Origin of the sequence: Burkholderia sp. IT-111MI5, from assembly GCF_949752865.1 — a bacterium.
Lineage (GTDB): Bacteria > Pseudomonadota > Gammaproteobacteria > Burkholderiales > Burkholderiaceae > Burkholderia > Burkholderia pyrrocinia_C.
On the sequence record NZ_CATKIF010000001.1, the window covers coordinates 167,961 to 184,058 of the forward strand.

Sequence of the window (16,098 nt, forward strand, 5' to 3'; positions counted from 1 at the left end):
CCGGCGAGAACGATCGCGAACCGGCGCTAGCCGGCCGGCGACGGCCGCGCGGAAGCCAGCAATCGCGACGTCAGCGGATGATGTTCGCCGCGCCGCGAGCGGATCGCGTGGATCTCCTCGGTCACGTCGCCCGCGCGCCCGAGCCGCCTGAGGCCGCGCAGCAGCGACGCGTCGTTCGCGCCGAGCTCGCTCAGCGGGAACACGCCGAGGCCGCGCGCCGCGAACACGGCCATCAGCGCGCTGTCCTCGAATTCCCCGGCCACGCGCGGCACGATCCGTTCGCCTTCCAGCCACAGGTCGAGGCGCGCGCGCAGCGCCGAATGCGCGGTCGGCAGCAGCACGGGCAGGTCGGCCAGGCATTGCGGAAAGCGTTGCCGCGCGGCCGGCGTGACGAGCGCCGCGGGGCCATACCAGTCGACCGGCGACGCGACGAGCCGTTCGCTCGTCACGCGCAGGTTCGAACCGGACGGTGCGCCCTGGCCGGCCAGCACGAGATCGAGATGATGCAGCGCGAGTTCCGCGAGCAGCGCATCGTGCTCGCCCTCGTGGCACAGCAGCCGCAGCGTGGGCGTGTCGAGCACCGGCGCGAGGATCGCATGCGCGGCGAGCTTGGAGATGCCGTCCGCGAGGCCGACCGCGAGCCGCACGGTCGGCTGGCTGGCCGCCGCGCGCACTTCGTCCGGAATCAGGCGCCCCATCTCGAAGATGGCCTCCGCGCGTGCATACGCGGCCTGGCCCGCGTCGGTCATCGCGACGCCGCGCCCGGCCGGGCGCAACAACTGGTGCCCGAGCGCTTTCTCGAGCTCGCGCACCTGCGCGCTGATCGTCTGCACGGCCATGTCGAGCCGCCCGGCCGCGCGCGCGAAGCCGCCTTCCTTCACGACGACCCAGAAATAGTACAGATGTCGGAAATTGAGCATCGGATCGAAACTTCGGAAAAACCGAACCTAAAATCAGATTCTCTCTGATTTTTTCGAAGTCCGGGTCGGCATATCATCGGGCTTTCCACTTTCGTATCGGCCCATTTCATGGACTACCTGCTGACGCTTGCCGCCGACCCCGCCGTCTGGGCCGCGCTCCTGACGCTCGTCGTGATGGAAGTCGTGCTCGGCATCGACAACCTGATCTTCATCTCGATCCTCAGCAACAAGCTGCCCGAAGCGCAGCGTGCCCGCACGCAGCGCCTCGGCATCGCGCTCGCGCTGGTGATGCGCCTCGCGCTGCTCGGCAGCGTCGCGTGGATCGCGAGCCTCACCGAACCCGTGTTCACGCTCTTCGACCACGCGTTCTCGTGGCGCGACATGATCCTGCTGTCGGGCGGCCTGTTCCTCGTGTGGAAGGCGACCACCGAGATCCATCACCACGTGTCGCACGACGGTGACGGCGAGGGCGGTTCCGGCGGCGCGGCCGGCCTGACGATGTGGGCCGCGATCGGCCAGATCGTGATGCTCGACATCGTGTTCTCGATCGACAGCATCGTGACCGCGATCGGCATGACCGAGCACGTCCCGATCATGTTCGTCGCGGTGATCGTCGCCGTGTCCGTGATGCTGTTCGCTGCGCAGCCGCTCGCGCGCTTCATCGACCGCAACCCGACCATCGTGATGCTTGCGCTGTCGTTCCTGGTCGTGATCGGCATGACGCTGATCGCCGAAGGCTTCGGTTCGCACGTGCCGAAGGGTTACATCTACGCGGCGATGGCGTTCTCGGCTTTCGTCGAAGGCATGAACATGCTGGCGCGGCGCGCGAAGGCGAAGCGCGCGGCACGGGTGGAAGGCCGCTGAGCCGGCGCGCGGGATGCCGGCCGCCGCAACGGCCGGCTCGCGCGCCTTGATACGGAATTCGTCTGGAATTCGCACGGAAAGGAGAAGCGCGATGAAATGTCCTGTCTGCAAGACGCCCGACCTGCTGATGGCCGAGCGCCAGTCGATCGAGATCGACTACTGTCCGACGTGCCGCGGCGTGTGGCTCGATCGCGGCGAACTCGACAAGCTGATCGCCCGCGAGGGCGGCGATGCGCCGGCGCGGCGCGACGAGGCTCCCGCTTCGCGCGACGCGCACGGCCCCACCCACGCGCCGCGCGATCGCGATGGCTGGGGGCGCGACGGCCGCTCGCACGACGACCGTCACCGGCACGACGGCCAGCGCCGCCGCAAGTCGATGTTCGACCTGTTCGATTTCGATTGAATCCGCATACGGCGCGCGCACGCGCGTCGCCCGATGCAAAAAATGCCCCGCCGGGTATCGCGCCCGGCGGGGCATTTTTATGCGTATCGCAACATGCCGTGCTTCGGCGCGCCGACGCTTACGCGTTGCCTGCCGTCACGTCGATGCGGCGCGGGCGCGTTTCCTCGCGGCGCGGAATCGTCAGCGTCAGCACGCCGTCACGCAGGTTCGCGTCGATCCTCGACGTGTCGAGGTCGGGGCTCAGCACGAAGGTACGCGCATAGCGCAGCGCGCGGACTTCGGCGTGCCGTACGCGCAGGTCGGCCGGCGTGTCGATGTGCGTGTCGGCTTCGATCGTCAGCGTGTTGTCGTGCACCTTCACGTCGAGGTTCTCGCGCGGCACGCCGGGCAGGTCGGCCCGCAGCGTGACGCCGAGATTGTTCTCGACGATGTCGACGGCCGGCGTGATCGCGGGCCGTCGCGCGGCTTCCGCGGCAGCCGGGTGGGTAGTGGCGGTATGGCGTTCGGCCAGGGTCGGGTTCGTGTTCATGTCGGTATCCTGAAGATTACTGAACGGTGATCGCACGCGGCTTCGATGCTTCGCGCCGGCCGACGCGAATCAGCAGGCAGCCGTTTTCGTAACGCGCGCTGACGTTGTCGGCGTCCGCATTCTGCGGCAGCTCGACGACGCGGCGGAACGTGCCGTGAAAGCGCTCCTGCGCATACGTGCGCACGTCGTCGCCTTCGCCGCGCGGTGCCGGTTTGCGCTCGCCGCTGATCGTCAGCAGATCCTTGTCGATCGACACGTCGAAATCGGCCGCGGCCATGCCGGGCGCGAACGCGACGATCTCGATCGCATCGTCGGTGGCGCCGACGTTGAGCGCGGGAAATGCGCCCGGCCGCACCGCACGGATGCCGGACGGGAGCTCGCCGAACAGGTTCGCCACCTGCCGCTGCACGCGGGCGAATTCGTCGAACAGGTCGTGGCCGTTATGGATACCGCTCATGATGGTCCTCCGGAACAGTGAACGCGGGAGACGCGACGGCGCGACGCCTGCGGCGGGCGCGACGGGTGGCTCCACTGGGTCGAAACGGGGGCAGTGCGTTGCATGGAGCACTGCCCGGCAACGCGTAATTAGTGGCCGCCGCAGCGCATTTCAAGAGGGAATCTGCAACTTGCGTCAACGCGTGCCCGTGCGATTCGATGCGACAATCGCCGCGATCTATTTGCAGACCAACGAGACGGGACAACCATGGACATTCGACGCATCGCGATCGTCGGCGCCGGCGTGATCGGCGCGAGCTGGGCCGCTTTCTATCTGACGCAGGGCTTCGACGTCGTCGCGACCGATCCTGCGCCGCAGGCCGACGCGCGGCTGCGCGACGCGCTGGCCGCGTTTCTCGGCGAACGGGCCGCCGAACTTTCCGCGCGGCTGTCGTTCGACGCCGATCTCTCGCGTGCGCTCGACGGCGTCGACTTCGTGCAGGAGAACGGCCCGGAACGGCTCGACCTGAAGCGCGCGCTGTACCGGCAGATGGACGACGTGCTGCCCGCACACGTGCCGATCGCGTCGAGTTCGTCGGGCCTGAAGATGTCCGACATCCAGACCGCGTGCGCAAAGCATCCGGAACGCTGCCTGATCGCGCATCCGTTCAACCCGCCGCACCTGATTCCGCTCGTCGAGCTGGTCGGCGGCGACGCGACCGGCCAGGACGTGATCGCGCGCGTGAAGGATTTCTACGATGCGCTCGGCAAACAGACGATCGTCCTCAACAAGGAGATGACCGGCCACGTCGCGAACCGGCTCGCGGCTGCGCTGTTCCGCGAGGTGTATCACCTCGTCGGCGAAGGCGTCGTGAGCGTGGCCGATGCGGACAAGGCGGTCGCATGGGGCCCCGGCTTGCGCTGGGGGCTGATGGGGCAGTGCCTGACCTATCACCTCGGCGGCGGCGCGGGCGGGATCGCGCACTTCCTCGAACACCTGTCGGGGCCGATCACGAGCTGGTGGGGCGACCTCGGCACGCCTTCGTTCGATCCGGACGTCGACCGCAAGCTGACCGACGAATTGCGCGCGATCCAGGGCGAGCATTCGATGCAGGAGCTGGCGGCCGAGCGCGACCGGCTGCTCGTCGAGTTGATCGACGCGCGGCGCCGCAGCTTCCTGCCCTGACCGCGTCGCAGCGCCGGGTATCGGCCGGGCCGCGATCGGCCGGGCCGCGCTCGGCTACTGCTGCGCTGCCGTTTGCGGTGCCTGCGGCGTCTGGGCGAGCCACGCGGGGCTGGCGGCCTGCACGAGTTCGCGGTTGCGCGCGCGCGTCGCGGCGCTCGGCGGATAGTTGCCGTCGTTCGTCGGCAGTTCGCCGTCGAGATAGGCCTGCTTCAACTGGGCGATGACTTCCGCGCGTGTCAGGCCCTGTTCGGGCGCGGCGGCATCGGTCTGGGCAAAGGCGGGGGACAGCAGCGCGGCTGCGGCGGTCGCGACGGCGAATCGCAAGACGTTCATGGTGTGCTCCGATCAAGGGGACGGGACACCGGATGCGCACGGCGGCTTGCCGTGCGTTCCGATGGGTCCCATTGTCGCGAGCGGGTGCTGCGCGGACGATGACGCGTTCCGGGCAAAGCTGTCAGTTGCGGGCACGGCCGCGCATGCGCGTCGTCCGCCGTCGCTGCTGTTGCCGCTACAACTCCGCCGCTGCCGTGATCAGCGTGGCTTCCAGCGCGAGCGTCGAGCGCGACGCGGCCGCCGGCCGGTCGATCACGTATTCGAGTTCGCCGAGTTCGGGCAGCCCCGCGTCGAGCCGCGCGAGCCCGGCCGGGATCACGTAGCCGGCGAACGCGCTGACGCCGAGCCCCGCGCTCGCGGCCGCGCGCAGCACCGCGATGCTGCTGCTCACCACCGCGATCCGGTAGGGCCGGCCGATCGCGTCGAGCGTTTCGAGCACGCGGCGCCGCGACACGCTCGGCTCCGGATGCAATGCGAGCGGCAGCACGGCCTCGTGGCCGGTGATCCGCGAATCGGGGCCGGTGCACCAGTACAGCGGCTCGCTGCGGATCACGCGGCCGCGCCGGCTGCCCGCGATGCGCTTTGCGAACACGAGATCGTGCCGGCCTTCGTCGAGCGCGTCGAACAGGTCGCCCGACAGCCCGGTCGAGATCGCCAGTTCGACTTCCGGGTTGCGCTGCACGAAGCTCGCGAGCGCGGACGTCAGGTGCGTCGACGCGAAATCCTCCGACATCGCGAGCCGCACCTTGCCCGACAGCGGCGGCCCGCACACCGACGTGACGGCTTCGTCCATCAGTTCGAGGATGCGCACCGCGTAGCGGAACAGCGCGTCGCCGTGCTGCGACAGGTGCACGTTACGCGTGTCGCGCTCGAACAGCGGCCGGTCGAGCAGCTCCTCGAGGCGGCGGATGTGCTGGCTGACGGTCGACTGCGACAGGTTCACGCGTTCGGACGCGGCGGTGAAGCTGCCGGACTGGGCGACGGCGACGAAGCTGCGCAGCAGCTCGGGCGGTAACGGGCGCATTGCTAAATCCACTGAATCGGTTTCGACAACTTCATAAATGGCCGGATATTGCGGCGCTAGTATCGGATCACGCCCCGGTGCGGCCCGTGAAACGGGACGAACCGGACGCGTGGCCCGCGTCGTGCCGGCGGCTGCTTCGGTCAGTCTACGGCATCCGGCGTCCGGCCCGAAACCGCATCATCCCATCGACCGCCCGAGAACGCGCCCGCACGACGAGCCGCCGGGCCGCGGCGCACCGCCGCAGGAGACAAGTCCGCGCACGGTATCGGCGTGCGGGCCCGCCTCCCGCACGCGTCAGGCGCCCGTCACGAAGAGACTGGAGACGACTCATGATCATCTACGGAACCGCGCTGCTGGCGTTTTGCCACCTGGCCGGACTGTTCCTCGGCGACCTGCTGGGCACGGCCATCGGCGTGAAGACCAACGTCGGCGGGGTCGGCATCGCGATGCTGCTGCTGATCTGCCTGCGTTTGTGGCTGCACCGGCGCGGCTGGCTGCCGAAGGAGACCGAGGCCGGCGTCGGCTTCTGGGGCGCGATGTATATCCCGGTCGTCGTCGCGATGGCCGCGAACCAGAACGTCGTCGCCGCGCTGAAAGGCGGCCCGGTCGCGCTGCTGGCCGCCATCGGCGCGGTCGCGATCTGCGCATGCTGCATCGCGGTACTGGTGCGCATGGGGCGCGACGACACGGCCTTCGCGGGCGTGCCGCAATTCGAAGAACAGTAACGGAGGCCGCCATGCTGCAGATGCTCGAAAAAGTCGTCGCCCACAACGGGCTCGTCGCGTCGTTCGCGCTGGTCGGCCTGATCATGTGGCTGTCGTCGATTGCGTCCAGCAAGCTCACGTTCGGCCGCGTGCACGGCTCCGCGATCGCGATCGTGATCGGTCTGGCGCTCGCGTATGTCGGCGGCGCGTTCACCGGCGGCGAGAAGGGACTCGCCGACGTGCCGTTGTTCGCGGGCGTCGGCCTGATGGGCGGCGCGATGCTGCGCGATTTCGCGATCGTCGCGACCGCGTTCGAAGTGCAGCCGACAGAGGCGCGCAAGGCCGGGCTCGTCGGCGTCGTATCGCTGCTGCTCGGCACCGTGCTGCCGTTCATCGTCGGCGCGTGCATCGCACGCGCGTTCGGCTACACCGACGCGGTCAGCATGACGACCATCGGCGCGGGTGCCGTCACGTACATCGTCGGGCCCGTCACGGGCGCGGCGATCGGTGCGAGCTCCGACGTGATCGCGCTCAGCATCGCGACGGGGCTCGTGAAGGCGATCATCGTGATGGTCGGCACGCCGGTCGCCGCCAACTTCATGGGCCTGAAGACGCCGCGTTCCGCGATGATCTTCGGCGGCCTCGCGGGCACCGTCAGCGGCGTGAGCGCGGGGCTCGCCGCGACCGACCGCCGGCTCGTCCCGTACGGCGCGCTGGTCGCGACGTTCCATACCGGCGTCGGCTGCCTGCTCGGCCCGTCGGTGCTGTTCTTCACGACGCGCGCGCTGGTCGGCGGCTAGGCCCATGCGATGCGGCCCGCACGCGGGCCGCATCCATCGCGGCGACCTCTGAGTCGCATTCGTCAACATCATCAATCGGCGGCGGCGCCAGGCTTAGAATGCCGCTGAACCATCGAAGCGGGAGAACTGTTCATGACGGGATGGAATCACGCGCGGCAGGCGCGCGATGCACGCCTCGCAGCCGGCGCGGCTTACGCGCAAGGCAAGCGGGTCGATGCGCGCGACACCGTGGCGTTGCTCGAAGCGGTGCTGCGGCCCGGCGACCGCGTGTGCCTCGAAGGCGACAACCAGAAGCAGGCCGACCTGCTCGCGACGGCGCTCGCCGACGTCGACAGCGCGAAGGTGCACGACCTGCACATGGTGCAGTCGGGCGTCGTGCTGCCCGAGCATCTCGACGTGTTCGAGCGCGGCATCGCGAAGCGTCTCGACTTCGCGTATTCGGGCCCGCAGTCGCAGCGGATCGCGAAGCTGCTGTTCGGCGGCAAGATCGCGCTCGGCGCGGTGCACACCTATCTCGAGCTGTTCGCGCGCTACTTCATCGACCTCACGCCGCACGTCGCGCTGATCGCCGCGGTCAGCGCCGATCGCGACGGCAACCTGTACACGGGCCCGAACACCGAGGACACGCCGACCGTCGTCGAGGCCACCGCGTTCAAGGACGGCATCGTGATCGCGCAGGTCGATCGCATCGTCGACAAGGTGCCGCGCGTCGACATTCCCGGCGACCGCGTGCATTTCGTCGTCGAGGCCGGCAGGCCGTTCTACGTCGAGCCGCTGTTCACGCGCGATCCGGCCGCGATCACCGAAACGCAGATCCTCACCGCGATGCTCGCGATCAAGGGCATCTACGAGCCGTACGGCATCAAGCGCCTGAACCACGGGATCGGCTTCAACACCGCCGCGATCGAGCTGCTGCTGCCGACCTACGGCGAGAAGCTCGGGCTGAAGGGCAAGGTCTGCACGCACTGGGCGCTCAATCCGCACCCGACGCTGATTCCGGCGATCGAATCGGGCTGGGTCGAGCAAGTCCACTGCTTCGGCTCCGAGGTCGGGATGGACGACTACATCCGCGCGCGCTCCGACGTGTGGTTCACGGGCCCCGACGGGTCGCTGCGCTCGAACCGCGCGTTCTGCCAGACGGCCGGCCTCTATGCGTGCGACATGTTCATCGGCTCGACGCTGCAGATCGATTTGTCCGGCCATTCGTCGACGGTCACGGCCGAGCGGATCGCCGGCTTCGGCGGCGCGCCGAACATGGGCAGCGACGCGCGCGGGCGGCGTCATCCTAGCGAGCCGTGGCTGAAGGCCGGCGCGGAAGCCGACCCCGACACGCCGGCGGCGCTGCGGCGCGGCCGCAAGCTCGTCGTGCAGATCGGCGAGACCTTCGGCGACAAGAACGTGCCGATGTTCGTCGAGAAGCTCGATGCGCTGAAGCTCGCCGACAAGCTTCAACTCGACCTCGCGCCGATCATGGTCTACGGCGACGACGTCACGCACATCGTCACCGAGGAAGGGATCGCGAACCTGCTGATGTGCCGCGACAAGGACGAGCGCGAGCACGCGATCCGCGGCGTCGCCGGTTATACGGAGGTCGGCCGCGGCCGCGACCGGAAGATGGTCGAGCGGCTGCGCGAGCGCGGCGTGATTCGCCGCCCGGAGGATCTCGGCATCGATCCGCTCGACGCCGATCGCCGCTGGCTCGCCGCGCGCTCGATCAAGGATCTCGTGCACTGGTCGGGCGGGCTCTATGCGCCGCCGGCCCGGTTCCGCAACTGGTGAGGAAGAGGGCATGGAACAGTTGAACTATCGCTTCACCGCGCGCGAGCGCGCGAAGGGCGAGCTGGCCGCGGCGCTCGTCGGCGTGGTCGCGTCCGGCAATCTCGAAGTGCTCGTCGAGCGCGTGCTGCCGGGCAACGAATGCGAGATCGACATCCGCACCGCGGCGGTCGGCTTCGGCGCGGTGTGGCAGGCCGTCGTATCGGATTTCGTCGAGCGGCGTACGCCGGGCGGCCTGAAGCTGTCGATCAACGACGGCGGCGCGCGGCCCGACATGGTGTCGCTGCGGCTCGCGCAGGCCGTGCGCGCGATCGAGGGAGACGCATGATGACCGACGTGATCCACGACGCGCCCGCGTTCGTCGCGAACGGCGCGAGCTGGTACGAAGCGTCGGCGCGGCAGCGCATCGACGGGTTGCTCGACGCGGGCAGTTTCAGCGAATTCCTCGGGCCGGCCGAACGTGTGACGAGCCCGCACCTGCCGCTGTTCGACCTGCCGCAGCAGTTCGACGACGGGATGGTGGTCGGCCACGGCCGGCTCGACGGCCAGCCGGTGTTCGTCGCCGCGCAGGAAGGCCGCTTCATGGGCGGCGCGTTCGGCGAAGTGCACGGTGCGAAGCTCACCGGCTTGCTGCGCGCCGCGCGCGAAGTCGGCAAGCCGGTGCTGATCCTGTTCGATACGGGCGGCGTGCGGCTGCAGGAAGCGAACGCGGGCGAGCTGGCGATCGCCGAGATCATGCGTGCGCTCGTCGATGCGCGCGCGGCCGGCGTGCCGGTGATCGGGCTGATCGGCGGGCGCGCGGGCTGCTACGGCGGCGGCGGGTTGCTCGCCGCGTGCTGTTCGGCGCTCGCGGTGTCGGAGCAGGGGCGCATCAGCGTGTCGGGCCCCGAAGTGATCGAGACGAATCGCGGCGTCGAGGAATTCGACGCGAAGGACCGCGCGCTGATCTGGCGCACGATGGGCGGCAAGCACCGGCGGCTGATCGGCGGTGCCGACCGTTATGTCGCCGATACGCCCGATGCGTTCCGCGCGGCCGCGCTCGACCTGATCGGCCGTGCGCCGACGTTCGATGCGGCGATGCTGCGTGCCGAACAGGCGCGCCTCGAGGCGCGTGTCGAACGGTTCGGCGCATGCAAGGATGCGCTCGACGTATGGCGTGCGCTCGGTGCGGACACGCCCGATGCGATTCCGGGAATGCCGGACGACACATTCGCGACGCTCGCGGATCAATTGCAGGAGAGCCCGCATGACGCTCGATGAAGTTCTGATCTCGCTGTTTCCGAAAGGCCATTCGATCGCGCGCACCGGCGGCCTGCTGACGGGCCACGTGGAACTGGCCGGCACGCGCGTCGACGTGATCGGCGTCGCCGACCGTTTGCCGTTCGGCATCGACGAGGCGCTGACGCTCGCGTCGCGCGTGCTCGACACGATCGCGCGCGGCGGCGGCACGCCGATCCTCGTGCTCGTCGACAGCGACAGCCAGCGGATGAGCAAGCGCGACGAACTGCTCGGCTTGAACGAAGGGCTGTCGCATCTCGCGAAGTGCCTGATGCAAGCGGATCTCGCCGGGCACCGGACGATCGGCGTGCTGTACGGCCACACGGCCGCGGGCGCATTCATCGCGACCGCGCTCGCGACGCGCACGCTGCTCGCGGTGCCGGGCGCCGAGCCGGAGGTGATGGACCTGCCGTCGATGTCGCGCGTGACCAAGCTGCCGATCGACGTGCTGAAGGAGATGGCGCGCTCGACGCCCGTGTTCGCGCCCGGGCTCGACAATCTCGTGAAGATGGGCGCCGTCGATGCCGTGCTCGATCCGGCCCGTGCGCTCGACGCGCAGGTCGTCGAATGGCTCGGCAAGCCGGCCGACCGCATCGACCGGCGCGCGGCGCGCGGCCGGCCGGTTGCGGCCGACGTCGCGCGGCGCGTCGAGGAACTCGCGCGTGCCGCACGCTGAGATGCCGCTGCGCCGCCACACGCTCGTCACGCTGACGGCGGCGGGGTGGGGCGCGGCATTCGCGGGCGATCCCGCGCTCGCGGCCGATCCGCTCGTGCGCGCGTGGGCCGAACGCGGCTGGCCGCTGATCGTGCGCCGCGCGTCGCCGGACGAGGCCGATGCCGGCCGCGTGCCGCTCGGCCTGCCGCTGCCGCCTGCCGCGGGCAAGCGGCGCATCGCGCTGAACGTTGCCACCGACGCGCTCGCGACGGTCGGCCCGCTGCCCGCGCTGGCCGACGTGCTTTCCGCCGCGCCCGATGCGTGGCACGCATCGTTGCGCGAGCTCGATGCGCTCGGCGCGCGCTGCGGCGTGCAGGGCCGCGTGTTCGGCAGTCTCGCGTGGCAGGCGCTGACGGGCGAGCGATACCTGGGCGCGTCGTCCGATCTCGACATCGTGTTTCCGCTGCCGGATGCCGCGTCGCTCGCACCGCTGCTCGACGGCCTCGCGGCGATCGACGCGCGTGCGTCGATGCGCATCGACGGCGAACTGCTGCGCGCCGACGGCGCAGGCGTCAACTGGCGCGAACTGCATGCGCGGCTGCCCGAAGTCGCGGTCAAGACCGCGATCGCCGTCGAATTGATGCCTGCCGGCGCGTTCACCGGAGATGCGCGATGAGCGCATGGGCCGCCTGCCGCGTACCGGCGCCGTCCGCTGCCGAGCGCATCGCCGAGCTGGCCGAGCGCAGCCTCGTGCTCGAGATCGACACCTATCCGAAGCCGGGGCTCGTCAGCCACGTCGACACCGGCAGTCATTCGGACATGGATGCCGCGACATTCGCGCGCAGCGCCGCCGTGCTGCGGCCGTACTTCGCGGAACTCGCCGACGCGGGCGCGCGCGATGCGGACATGGCCGTGCTGCGCAAGATCGGCCTGCGTGCCGAGCACGCGATGCTTGCGGCGACCGGCGGCGTCAATACGCATCGCGGCGCGATCTTCGGGCTTGGGCTGCTGTGCGCGGCCGCGGGCCGGCGCGCAATGCCGGGGGCCGTGCCGGGCGGAACGACGCTCGGTGCGTTCGTGTCCCGCCGCTGGGGCACCGATATTCTCGGCGGCCCGCGCTTGCCGGACAGCCACGGCGAGCGCGCGAGCCGACGCTACGGCGTCGGCGGCGCGCGTCGCGAAGCGGCCGAAGGTTTCAGGACCGTGTACGCGATCGGGCTGCCCGCGCTGCGCCGTGCGAAGCGCGACCTGCCCGACGATCCGGAAGCCGCGCGCGTCGCCGCGTGCTTCGCGCTGATCGCCGCGCTCGACGATACGAACCTGCTGCACCGGGGCGGGCAGGCCGGCCTCGATTTCGCGCGGGCGACCGCACGTGCGTTCGTCGCACGCGGCGGTGTGCGCGCCCACGACTGGCGGCTGCGCGCGGTGGCCGCGCATCGTGCGTTCGTTGCGCGCCGGCTGAGTCCGGGCGGCGCGGCCGACCTGCTCGCGATGAGTGTATTCGTCGATGCGCTCGAAGCCGACGGGGACGCGCGATGACGCTGGCGATCCTCTGTTCGGGACAAGGCGCGCAGCGTGCCGACATGTTCGACCTGACGGGCGCGGCGCCGCAGGCCGATGCGTTGTTCGCGCATGCCGGCCGGCTCCTCGGCGACGATCCGCGCGCGTGGGTCCGGCAGGCCGGACCGGACGCGCTGCGCGAGAACCGCGCCGCGCAGATCCTCTGCACCGTCCAGGCGCTTGCGGCGGCCGCGCTGCTCGACGCGGCGTGGCCGCGCCGGCGCTGCGTCGCGGGCTACAGCGTCGGCGAGGTCGCGTCGTGGAGCGTCGCGGGAATGATCGATCCGCATGACGCGCTCGACCTGGCCGACGCACGCGCGCGCGCGATGGATGCGGCGAGCGGCGGCGACGAGCGGATGGCGTTCGTGCGTGGCCTGACGCGCGCGCAGCTTGCGCAGTTGTGCACCGGCCGCGATGCAGCGATCGCGATCGCGAACCCCGGCGACGCATTCGTGGTCGCGGGGCGGCAGGCCGATGTCGATGCGGTGGCCGACGGCGCCGCGCGCGCCGGTGCGCTGCGCGTCGCGCCCGTGTGCGTGCGGATCGCGTCGCACACGCGCCGGCTCGTAGCGGCCGTGCCGGTATTTCGCGCGTCGCTTGCCGACGTGCGGGTGCGCCGGCCGCTGCCCGGCACGCGATTGTTTTCGGGCATCGACGGCGCGTCGGTGCTCGATGTCGATGCGGGCCTCGACAAGCTCGCGCGGCAGATCGCGGAGCCGGTCGAGTGGGCGGCCTGTCTCGCCGCCTGCGTGGAGGCAGGTGCGACCGCGTTTCTCGAACTCGGCCCCGGGCGCGCGCTGGCCGAGATGGCAGGCGGCGCGTATCCCGCGCTGCCGGCGCGCAGCCTCGCGGATTTCCGTTCCGTCGACGGCGTGACGAACTGGCTCGCGCGCGTCGCGGCCGGCTGACCGGCGGCCCGAAAACCGGCCTGAAACACCCCCGCCGGGCATCCGTTCCGTACTGTGTGTTGCGCCGGCGCAGCAGCGTCGCAGGCGGCGCTTGCCACGCGAATTGGCGTCGCTACAATGGCGCCCGCCATGAGACCAGCCGCCTTCTTTTTCGCCGCGCTTTGCTGCGCGGCGAGCGCCCACGCCAGCCGGATTCCGTCCGATGCCGCATCGGTCGGCACGTATTTTTCGTATGACAACGCGGCGGCCGACGCGACCGTCGACCTGATCGAACAGGCGCAGCGCCGCGTACTGCTGGCCGGCTATACCCAGATGCCGCCCGCCGTCGCGAGCGCGCTGCGCGCGGCCCGTGCGCGCGGAATCGAGGTGCGCGTCGTGCTCGTGCGCTCGCCGCGCGCGGGCAGGTACAGCGGCGCAGGTTATCTGAAATCCGCGGGCATCGACGTGGCAATCGATTCGCGGCACGGCGATCCCGCGCCGCGCTTCGTGATCGTCGACGACAGCGTCGCGCTGACGACGCTGTCCGACGGTGCGGCCGCACACGCCGAGACGGTCAACGTGTTCCAGCGCGCGCCCGAGCTCGCGCAATCCTACGCGCAGTCGTTCTGGCGGCTGTACCGGCAGGCCGGCGGCCTCTGACCCTTTCCTCGGCGTCGTGCACGCCGGTGTGACCCCGCTTGCATCGGCGCTGCCGATGAACCATGCTCGTTGACAGGCGCCGGCGCGGGTTTCGCGCATCCGGCGCAACGGCAGGGAGCCGATCTTGACCGAGTGTTTTGCCGATCGCGCCGATGCGGGCCGCCAACTGGCCGATGCGCTGAGCGACTACGCGGGGCGTAGCGACGTCGTCGTGCTCGCGTTGCCGCGCGGCGGCGTGCCCGTCGCGTATCCGGTCGCCTGTGCGCTGCGCGCGCCGCTCGACGTGCTGGTCGTGCGCAAGCTCGGCGTGCCGTGCGAGCCCGAGCTCGCGATGGGCGCGATCGCAACGGGGGGCGCGATGCATCTGCAGCGTTCCGTGATCCGCTCGATGGGCGTGACCGACGCGCAGCTCGCCGACGTGATCGTGCGCGAGACGGCCGAGCTGCAGCGCCGCGAAGCGCTGTATCGCGGCGCTGCGCCGCCGCTGCCGGTCGACGGACGCATCGTGATCGTCGTCGACGACGGCGTCGCGACCGGCGCGTCGATGCGTGCCGCGCTGCAGGCGCTGCGCGAGCGCCACCCGGCGCGGATCGTGGCGGCCGCGCCGGTCGCGCCGGCGGGCGCGGAGCATGCGTTCGACGGCCTGGCCGACGCGTTCGTCGCGGTATCGCAGCCGCGCCCGTTCTTCGGGATCAGCCAGTTCTACGCGCGCTTCGGGCAAACGAGCGACGACGAGGTGCGTACGTTGCTCGACGCGGCCCGCACGCAACGCGGCATCACACCCGCCTGATCCGGCGCGAGCGCGGCCGAGGGCGGCCGGCCTCGGCCAGCGCGAACACGCGCTGCAGCATCGGATGGACATTGCCGAGCCAGCGCGCGCCGGTAAACAACCCGTAGTGATCGCAATCGTCGACATCGACGCGATAGCGCTCGTCGGCCGCGAGGCCGCTGCACATGTCGAGTGCCGCATGCGTCTGGCCGGCGCCCGTGACCGCGTCGCATCGGCCTTCGACGGTCAGCAGCGCGACGCCGCGCAGCGCGCCCGGCTCGACGCGCCGGCCGCCGACGTCCCACGTGCCGTTCGCGAGGCACATGCGCTGGAACACGATGTCGACCGTGTCGAGGAAATATTCGGCCGGCATGTCGAGCAGCGCCGTGTATTCGAGCAGCGCGCGCCGTGCGCCGGCGAGCGCGGCCATGTCGAAGCGCGACGCGGCCAGCGCGTACGCCTCGACCAGCGACATGAAACGCTGCGGGTACATCAGCGCGATCTCGCCCTGCTGGAGATAGGTCGGGAACACCTGGCGGCCGTGCCCCGCGAAGCCGGGCGGCACGATGTCGATCAGGTGGCGGCGGCACCAGCCGAGCGAGCGGGTGGCTGCCGCGGTGCCGAGCGCGCTCGGATTCAGGCGGGGGTCGAGCGGGCCGCCGATCAGCGTGATGCTCGCGGGCGGCGCCAGGCCGCGCGCGGCGCGCAGCGCGAGCGCGCCGAGCGCCGGCACGGTCGCCTGGCACACGGCGACGACGTGCAGCGGCCGATCGTCGAGCGCGAGCCCGTCGATGAAGCCGTCGAGCGTCGCGACATACTCGTCGAGCCCGAAGCGGCCCGACGCGAGCGGCACGTCGCGCGCATTGCGCCAGTCGGTCACGCAGACGTCGCCGTCGGCGAGCAGCGTCTCGACGGTTTCCCGCATCATCACGGCCGCGTGCCCGGCGAGCGGCGCGCACAGCAGCACCGTGCGCCGCGCATCGGCGCGCGTGAAGCGCCGCAGGTCGCAGAACGGCGTGTGCGCGGCGACCCGTTCGCCGATGGCGGATCGCCCGAGGTCGAAGCGCGGCGGCCCGGCCGGCTGCCCGAGCAGCGGCTCGAACAGGTCGTCGTAACACGACGACGCGGCTTGCGGCAGCGTCGCCGCGGGCCACGCATCGAACGCGTGCCGCGTCGCCGCGCGCCAGGCGCGCATCCATTCCCGCTGCTGCTCGACGAGGGCATACCACATGGCGAACCTTGGGACGGAAGGGGCGTGAATCTGCATTATGGTCACTGTGGCCGGGTAGCGGGGCGCTGATACGTATCAAGCGGA

The 16,098-nt window shown here is 70.6% G+C and carries 20 protein-coding genes; 14 read left to right on the top strand and 6 right to left on the bottom strand.

Annotation, left to right across the window (positions count from 1 at the left end; genetic code table 11):
- Positions 1–26 precede the first annotated feature (26 nt).
- On the bottom strand, positions 27–920 hold the full coding sequence (locus ACM6JT_RS00740; RefSeq protein ID WP_414855794.1) for a LysR family transcriptional regulator: 894 nt from the start codon (positions 918–920) through the stop codon (positions 27–29).
- 108 nt (positions 921–1,028) lie between these two features.
- Between ACM6JT_RS00740 and ACM6JT_RS00745 the strand changes: the two genes are divergently transcribed.
- Positions 1,029–1,784 carry a TerC family protein gene (locus ACM6JT_RS00745; RefSeq protein ID WP_034183246.1) on the top strand — a complete coding sequence of 252 codons (756 nt, stop codon included), beginning with the start codon at positions 1,029–1,031 and terminating at the stop codon, positions 1,782–1,784.
- Between the two features lie 91 nt (positions 1,785–1,875).
- Positions 1,876–2,187, top strand: a complete 312-nt coding sequence (locus tag ACM6JT_RS00750; protein ID WP_175750048.1) for a zf-TFIIB domain-containing protein — start codon at positions 1,876–1,878, stop codon at positions 2,185–2,187.
- A 118-nt stretch (positions 2,188–2,305) separates the two neighbouring features.
- Here the strand turns inward: ACM6JT_RS00750 and ACM6JT_RS00755 are convergent, their stop codons facing one another.
- Both ACM6JT_RS00755 and ACM6JT_RS00760 read right to left on the bottom strand, forming a co-directional pair.
- On the bottom strand, positions 2,306–2,716 hold the full coding sequence (locus ACM6JT_RS00755) for an Hsp20/alpha crystallin family protein (RefSeq protein ID WP_414855795.1): 411 nt from the start codon (positions 2,714–2,716) through the stop codon (positions 2,306–2,308).
- 16 nt (positions 2,717–2,732) lie between these two features.
- Positions 2,733–3,173 (bottom strand): Hsp20/alpha crystallin family protein, encoded by a 441-nt coding sequence (locus ACM6JT_RS00760; protein WP_034183249.1) that lies wholly within the window; start codon positions 3,171–3,173, stop codon positions 2,733–2,735.
- A gap of 246 nt (positions 3,174–3,419) precedes the next feature.
- On the opposite strand from ACM6JT_RS00760, the gene ACM6JT_RS00765 reads away from it, so the two are divergent.
- Positions 3,420–4,337, top strand: coding sequence for a 3-hydroxyacyl-CoA dehydrogenase NAD-binding domain-containing protein (locus ACM6JT_RS00765; protein WP_414855796.1), 918 nt, complete (start codon positions 3,420–3,422; stop codon positions 4,335–4,337).
- A gap of 54 nt (positions 4,338–4,391) precedes the next feature.
- Here ACM6JT_RS00765 and ACM6JT_RS00770 read toward each other — a convergent pair whose 3' ends face one another.
- Positions 4,392–4,670, bottom strand: a complete 279-nt coding sequence (locus tag ACM6JT_RS00770; RefSeq protein ID WP_129514200.1) for a DUF4148 domain-containing protein — start codon at positions 4,668–4,670, stop codon at positions 4,392–4,394.
- A gap of 175 nt (positions 4,671–4,845) precedes the next feature.
- Positions 4,846–5,694, bottom strand: coding sequence for a LysR substrate-binding domain-containing protein (locus ACM6JT_RS00775; RefSeq protein WP_034183252.1), 849 nt, complete (start codon positions 5,692–5,694; stop codon positions 4,846–4,848).
- 329 nt (positions 5,695–6,023) lie between these two features.
- Between ACM6JT_RS00775 and madL the strand changes: the two genes are divergently transcribed.
- The 11 genes from madL to ACM6JT_RS00830 all read left to right on the top strand — a co-directional run bounded on the left by madL (position 6,024) and on the right by ACM6JT_RS00830 (position 14,804).
- Positions 6,024–6,419 carry a malonate transporter subunit MadL gene (gene madL / locus ACM6JT_RS00780; RefSeq protein WP_128851254.1) on the top strand — a complete coding sequence of 132 codons (396 nt, stop codon included), beginning with the start codon at positions 6,024–6,026 and terminating at the stop codon, positions 6,417–6,419.
- An 11-nt stretch (positions 6,420–6,430) separates the two neighbouring features.
- Positions 6,431–7,198, top strand: coding sequence for a malonate transporter subunit MadM (madM, locus tag ACM6JT_RS00785; protein ID WP_414855797.1), 768 nt, complete (start codon positions 6,431–6,433; stop codon positions 7,196–7,198).
- A 132-nt stretch (positions 7,199–7,330) separates the two neighbouring features.
- Entirely contained in the window at positions 7,331–8,977 is a 1,647-nt protein-coding gene (gene mdcA / locus ACM6JT_RS00790) for a malonate decarboxylase subunit alpha (protein WP_034183255.1), read from the top strand.
- A gap of 10 nt (positions 8,978–8,987) precedes the next feature.
- The gene (gene mdcC, locus ACM6JT_RS00795; protein ID WP_034183256.1) at positions 8,988–9,302 is read left to right on the top strand and encodes a malonate decarboxylase acyl carrier protein; all 315 of its coding nucleotides are present in this window, start codon (positions 8,988–8,990) and stop codon (positions 9,300–9,302) included.
- Positions 9,299–10,234, top strand: coding sequence for a biotin-independent malonate decarboxylase subunit beta (locus tag ACM6JT_RS00800; RefSeq protein ID WP_105393001.1), 936 nt, complete (start codon positions 9,299–9,301; stop codon positions 10,232–10,234). The genes mdcC and ACM6JT_RS00800 overlap by 4 nt, the downstream gene beginning before the upstream one ends.
- Entirely contained in the window at positions 10,221–10,928 is a 708-nt protein-coding gene (gene mdcE, locus ACM6JT_RS00805; RefSeq protein ID WP_034183258.1) for a biotin-independent malonate decarboxylase subunit gamma, read from the top strand. The genes ACM6JT_RS00800 and mdcE overlap by 14 nt, the downstream gene beginning before the upstream one ends.
- A complete protein-coding gene (mdcG, locus tag ACM6JT_RS00810) occupies positions 10,915–11,583 on the top strand; it encodes a malonate decarboxylase holo-[acyl-carrier-protein] synthase (protein ID WP_414855798.1) in 669 nt (222 codons plus the stop codon). The genes mdcE and mdcG overlap by 14 nt, the downstream gene beginning before the upstream one ends.
- Positions 11,580–12,446, top strand: coding sequence for a triphosphoribosyl-dephospho-CoA synthase MdcB (gene mdcB, locus ACM6JT_RS00815; RefSeq protein ID WP_175750043.1), 867 nt, complete (start codon positions 11,580–11,582; stop codon positions 12,444–12,446). The genes mdcG and mdcB overlap by 4 nt, the downstream gene beginning before the upstream one ends.
- Entirely contained in the window at positions 12,443–13,375 is a 933-nt protein-coding gene (mdcH, locus tag ACM6JT_RS00820) for a malonate decarboxylase subunit epsilon (protein ID WP_175750042.1), read from the top strand. The genes mdcB and mdcH overlap by 4 nt, the downstream gene beginning before the upstream one ends.
- Positions 13,376–13,492: 117 nt before the next feature.
- The gene (locus ACM6JT_RS00825; protein WP_034183261.1) at positions 13,493–14,014 is read left to right on the top strand and encodes a phospholipase D-like domain-containing protein; all 522 of its coding nucleotides are present in this window, start codon (positions 13,493–13,495) and stop codon (positions 14,012–14,014) included.
- A 124-nt stretch (positions 14,015–14,138) separates the two neighbouring features.
- Positions 14,139–14,804: a phosphoribosyltransferase gene (locus ACM6JT_RS00830; protein ID WP_414855799.1), complete on the top strand. Its 666-nt coding sequence runs from the start codon at positions 14,139–14,141 to the stop codon at positions 14,802–14,804.
- On the opposite strand, the gene ACM6JT_RS00835 is transcribed toward ACM6JT_RS00830, so the two are convergent.
- Positions 14,791–16,014 (bottom strand): polyhydroxyalkanoate depolymerase, encoded by a 1,224-nt coding sequence (locus tag ACM6JT_RS00835; protein WP_105392998.1) that lies wholly within the window; start codon positions 16,012–16,014, stop codon positions 14,791–14,793. The genes ACM6JT_RS00830 and ACM6JT_RS00835 overlap by 14 nt on opposite strands.
- Positions 16,015–16,098: the final 84 nt, after the last annotated feature.

Excerpts from the sequence above, each read along its gene's own strand:
- ACM6JT_RS00765 (WP_414855796.1), top strand. The coding sequence starts at position 3,420 with ATGGACATTCGACGCATCGCGATCGTCGGCGCCGGCGTGATCGGCGCG.
- mdcE (WP_034183258.1), top strand. The coding sequence starts at position 10,221 with ATGACGCTCGATGAAGTTCTGATCTCGCTGTTTCCGAAAGGCCATTCG.
- ACM6JT_RS00740 (WP_414855794.1), bottom strand. The coding sequence starts at position 920 with ATGCTCAATTTCCGACATCTGTACTATTTCTGGGTCGTCGTGAAGGAA.
- ACM6JT_RS00750 (WP_175750048.1), top strand. The coding sequence starts at position 1,876 with ATGAAATGTCCTGTCTGCAAGACGCCCGACCTGCTGATGGCCGAGCGC.
- mdcB (WP_175750043.1), top strand. The coding sequence starts at position 11,580 with ATGAGCGCATGGGCCGCCTGCCGCGTACCGGCGCCGTCCGCTGCCGAG.
- ACM6JT_RS00825 (WP_034183261.1), top strand. The coding sequence starts at position 13,493 with ATGGCGCCCGCCATGAGACCAGCCGCCTTCTTTTTCGCCGCGCTTTGC.
- ACM6JT_RS00745 (WP_034183246.1), top strand. The coding sequence starts at position 1,029 with ATGGACTACCTGCTGACGCTTGCCGCCGACCCCGCCGTCTGGGCCGCG.
- ACM6JT_RS00835 (WP_105392998.1), bottom strand. The coding sequence starts at position 16,014 with ATGTGGTATGCCCTCGTCGAGCAGCAGCGGGAATGGATGCGCGCCTGG.
- ACM6JT_RS00800 (WP_105393001.1), top strand. The coding sequence starts at position 9,299 with ATGATGACCGACGTGATCCACGACGCGCCCGCGTTCGTCGCGAACGGC.
- ACM6JT_RS00775 (WP_034183252.1), bottom strand. The coding sequence starts at position 5,694 with ATGCGCCCGTTACCGCCCGAGCTGCTGCGCAGCTTCGTCGCCGTCGCC.
- mdcC (WP_034183256.1), top strand. The coding sequence starts at position 8,988 with ATGGAACAGTTGAACTATCGCTTCACCGCGCGCGAGCGCGCGAAGGGC.
- mdcA (WP_034183255.1), top strand. The coding sequence starts at position 7,331 with ATGACGGGATGGAATCACGCGCGGCAGGCGCGCGATGCACGCCTCGCA.
- madM (WP_414855797.1), top strand. The coding sequence starts at position 6,431 with ATGCTGCAGATGCTCGAAAAAGTCGTCGCCCACAACGGGCTCGTCGCG.
- ACM6JT_RS00760 (WP_034183249.1), bottom strand. The coding sequence starts at position 3,173 with ATGAGCGGTATCCATAACGGCCACGACCTGTTCGACGAATTCGCCCGC.
- madL (WP_128851254.1), top strand. The coding sequence starts at position 6,024 with ATGATCATCTACGGAACCGCGCTGCTGGCGTTTTGCCACCTGGCCGGA.
- mdcH (WP_175750042.1), top strand. The coding sequence starts at position 12,443 with ATGACGCTGGCGATCCTCTGTTCGGGACAAGGCGCGCAGCGTGCCGAC.
- ACM6JT_RS00755 (WP_414855795.1), bottom strand. The coding sequence starts at position 2,716 with ATGAACACGAACCCGACCCTGGCCGAACGCCATACCGCCACTACCCAC.
- ACM6JT_RS00770 (WP_129514200.1), bottom strand. The coding sequence starts at position 4,670 with ATGAACGTCTTGCGATTCGCCGTCGCGACCGCCGCAGCCGCGCTGCTG.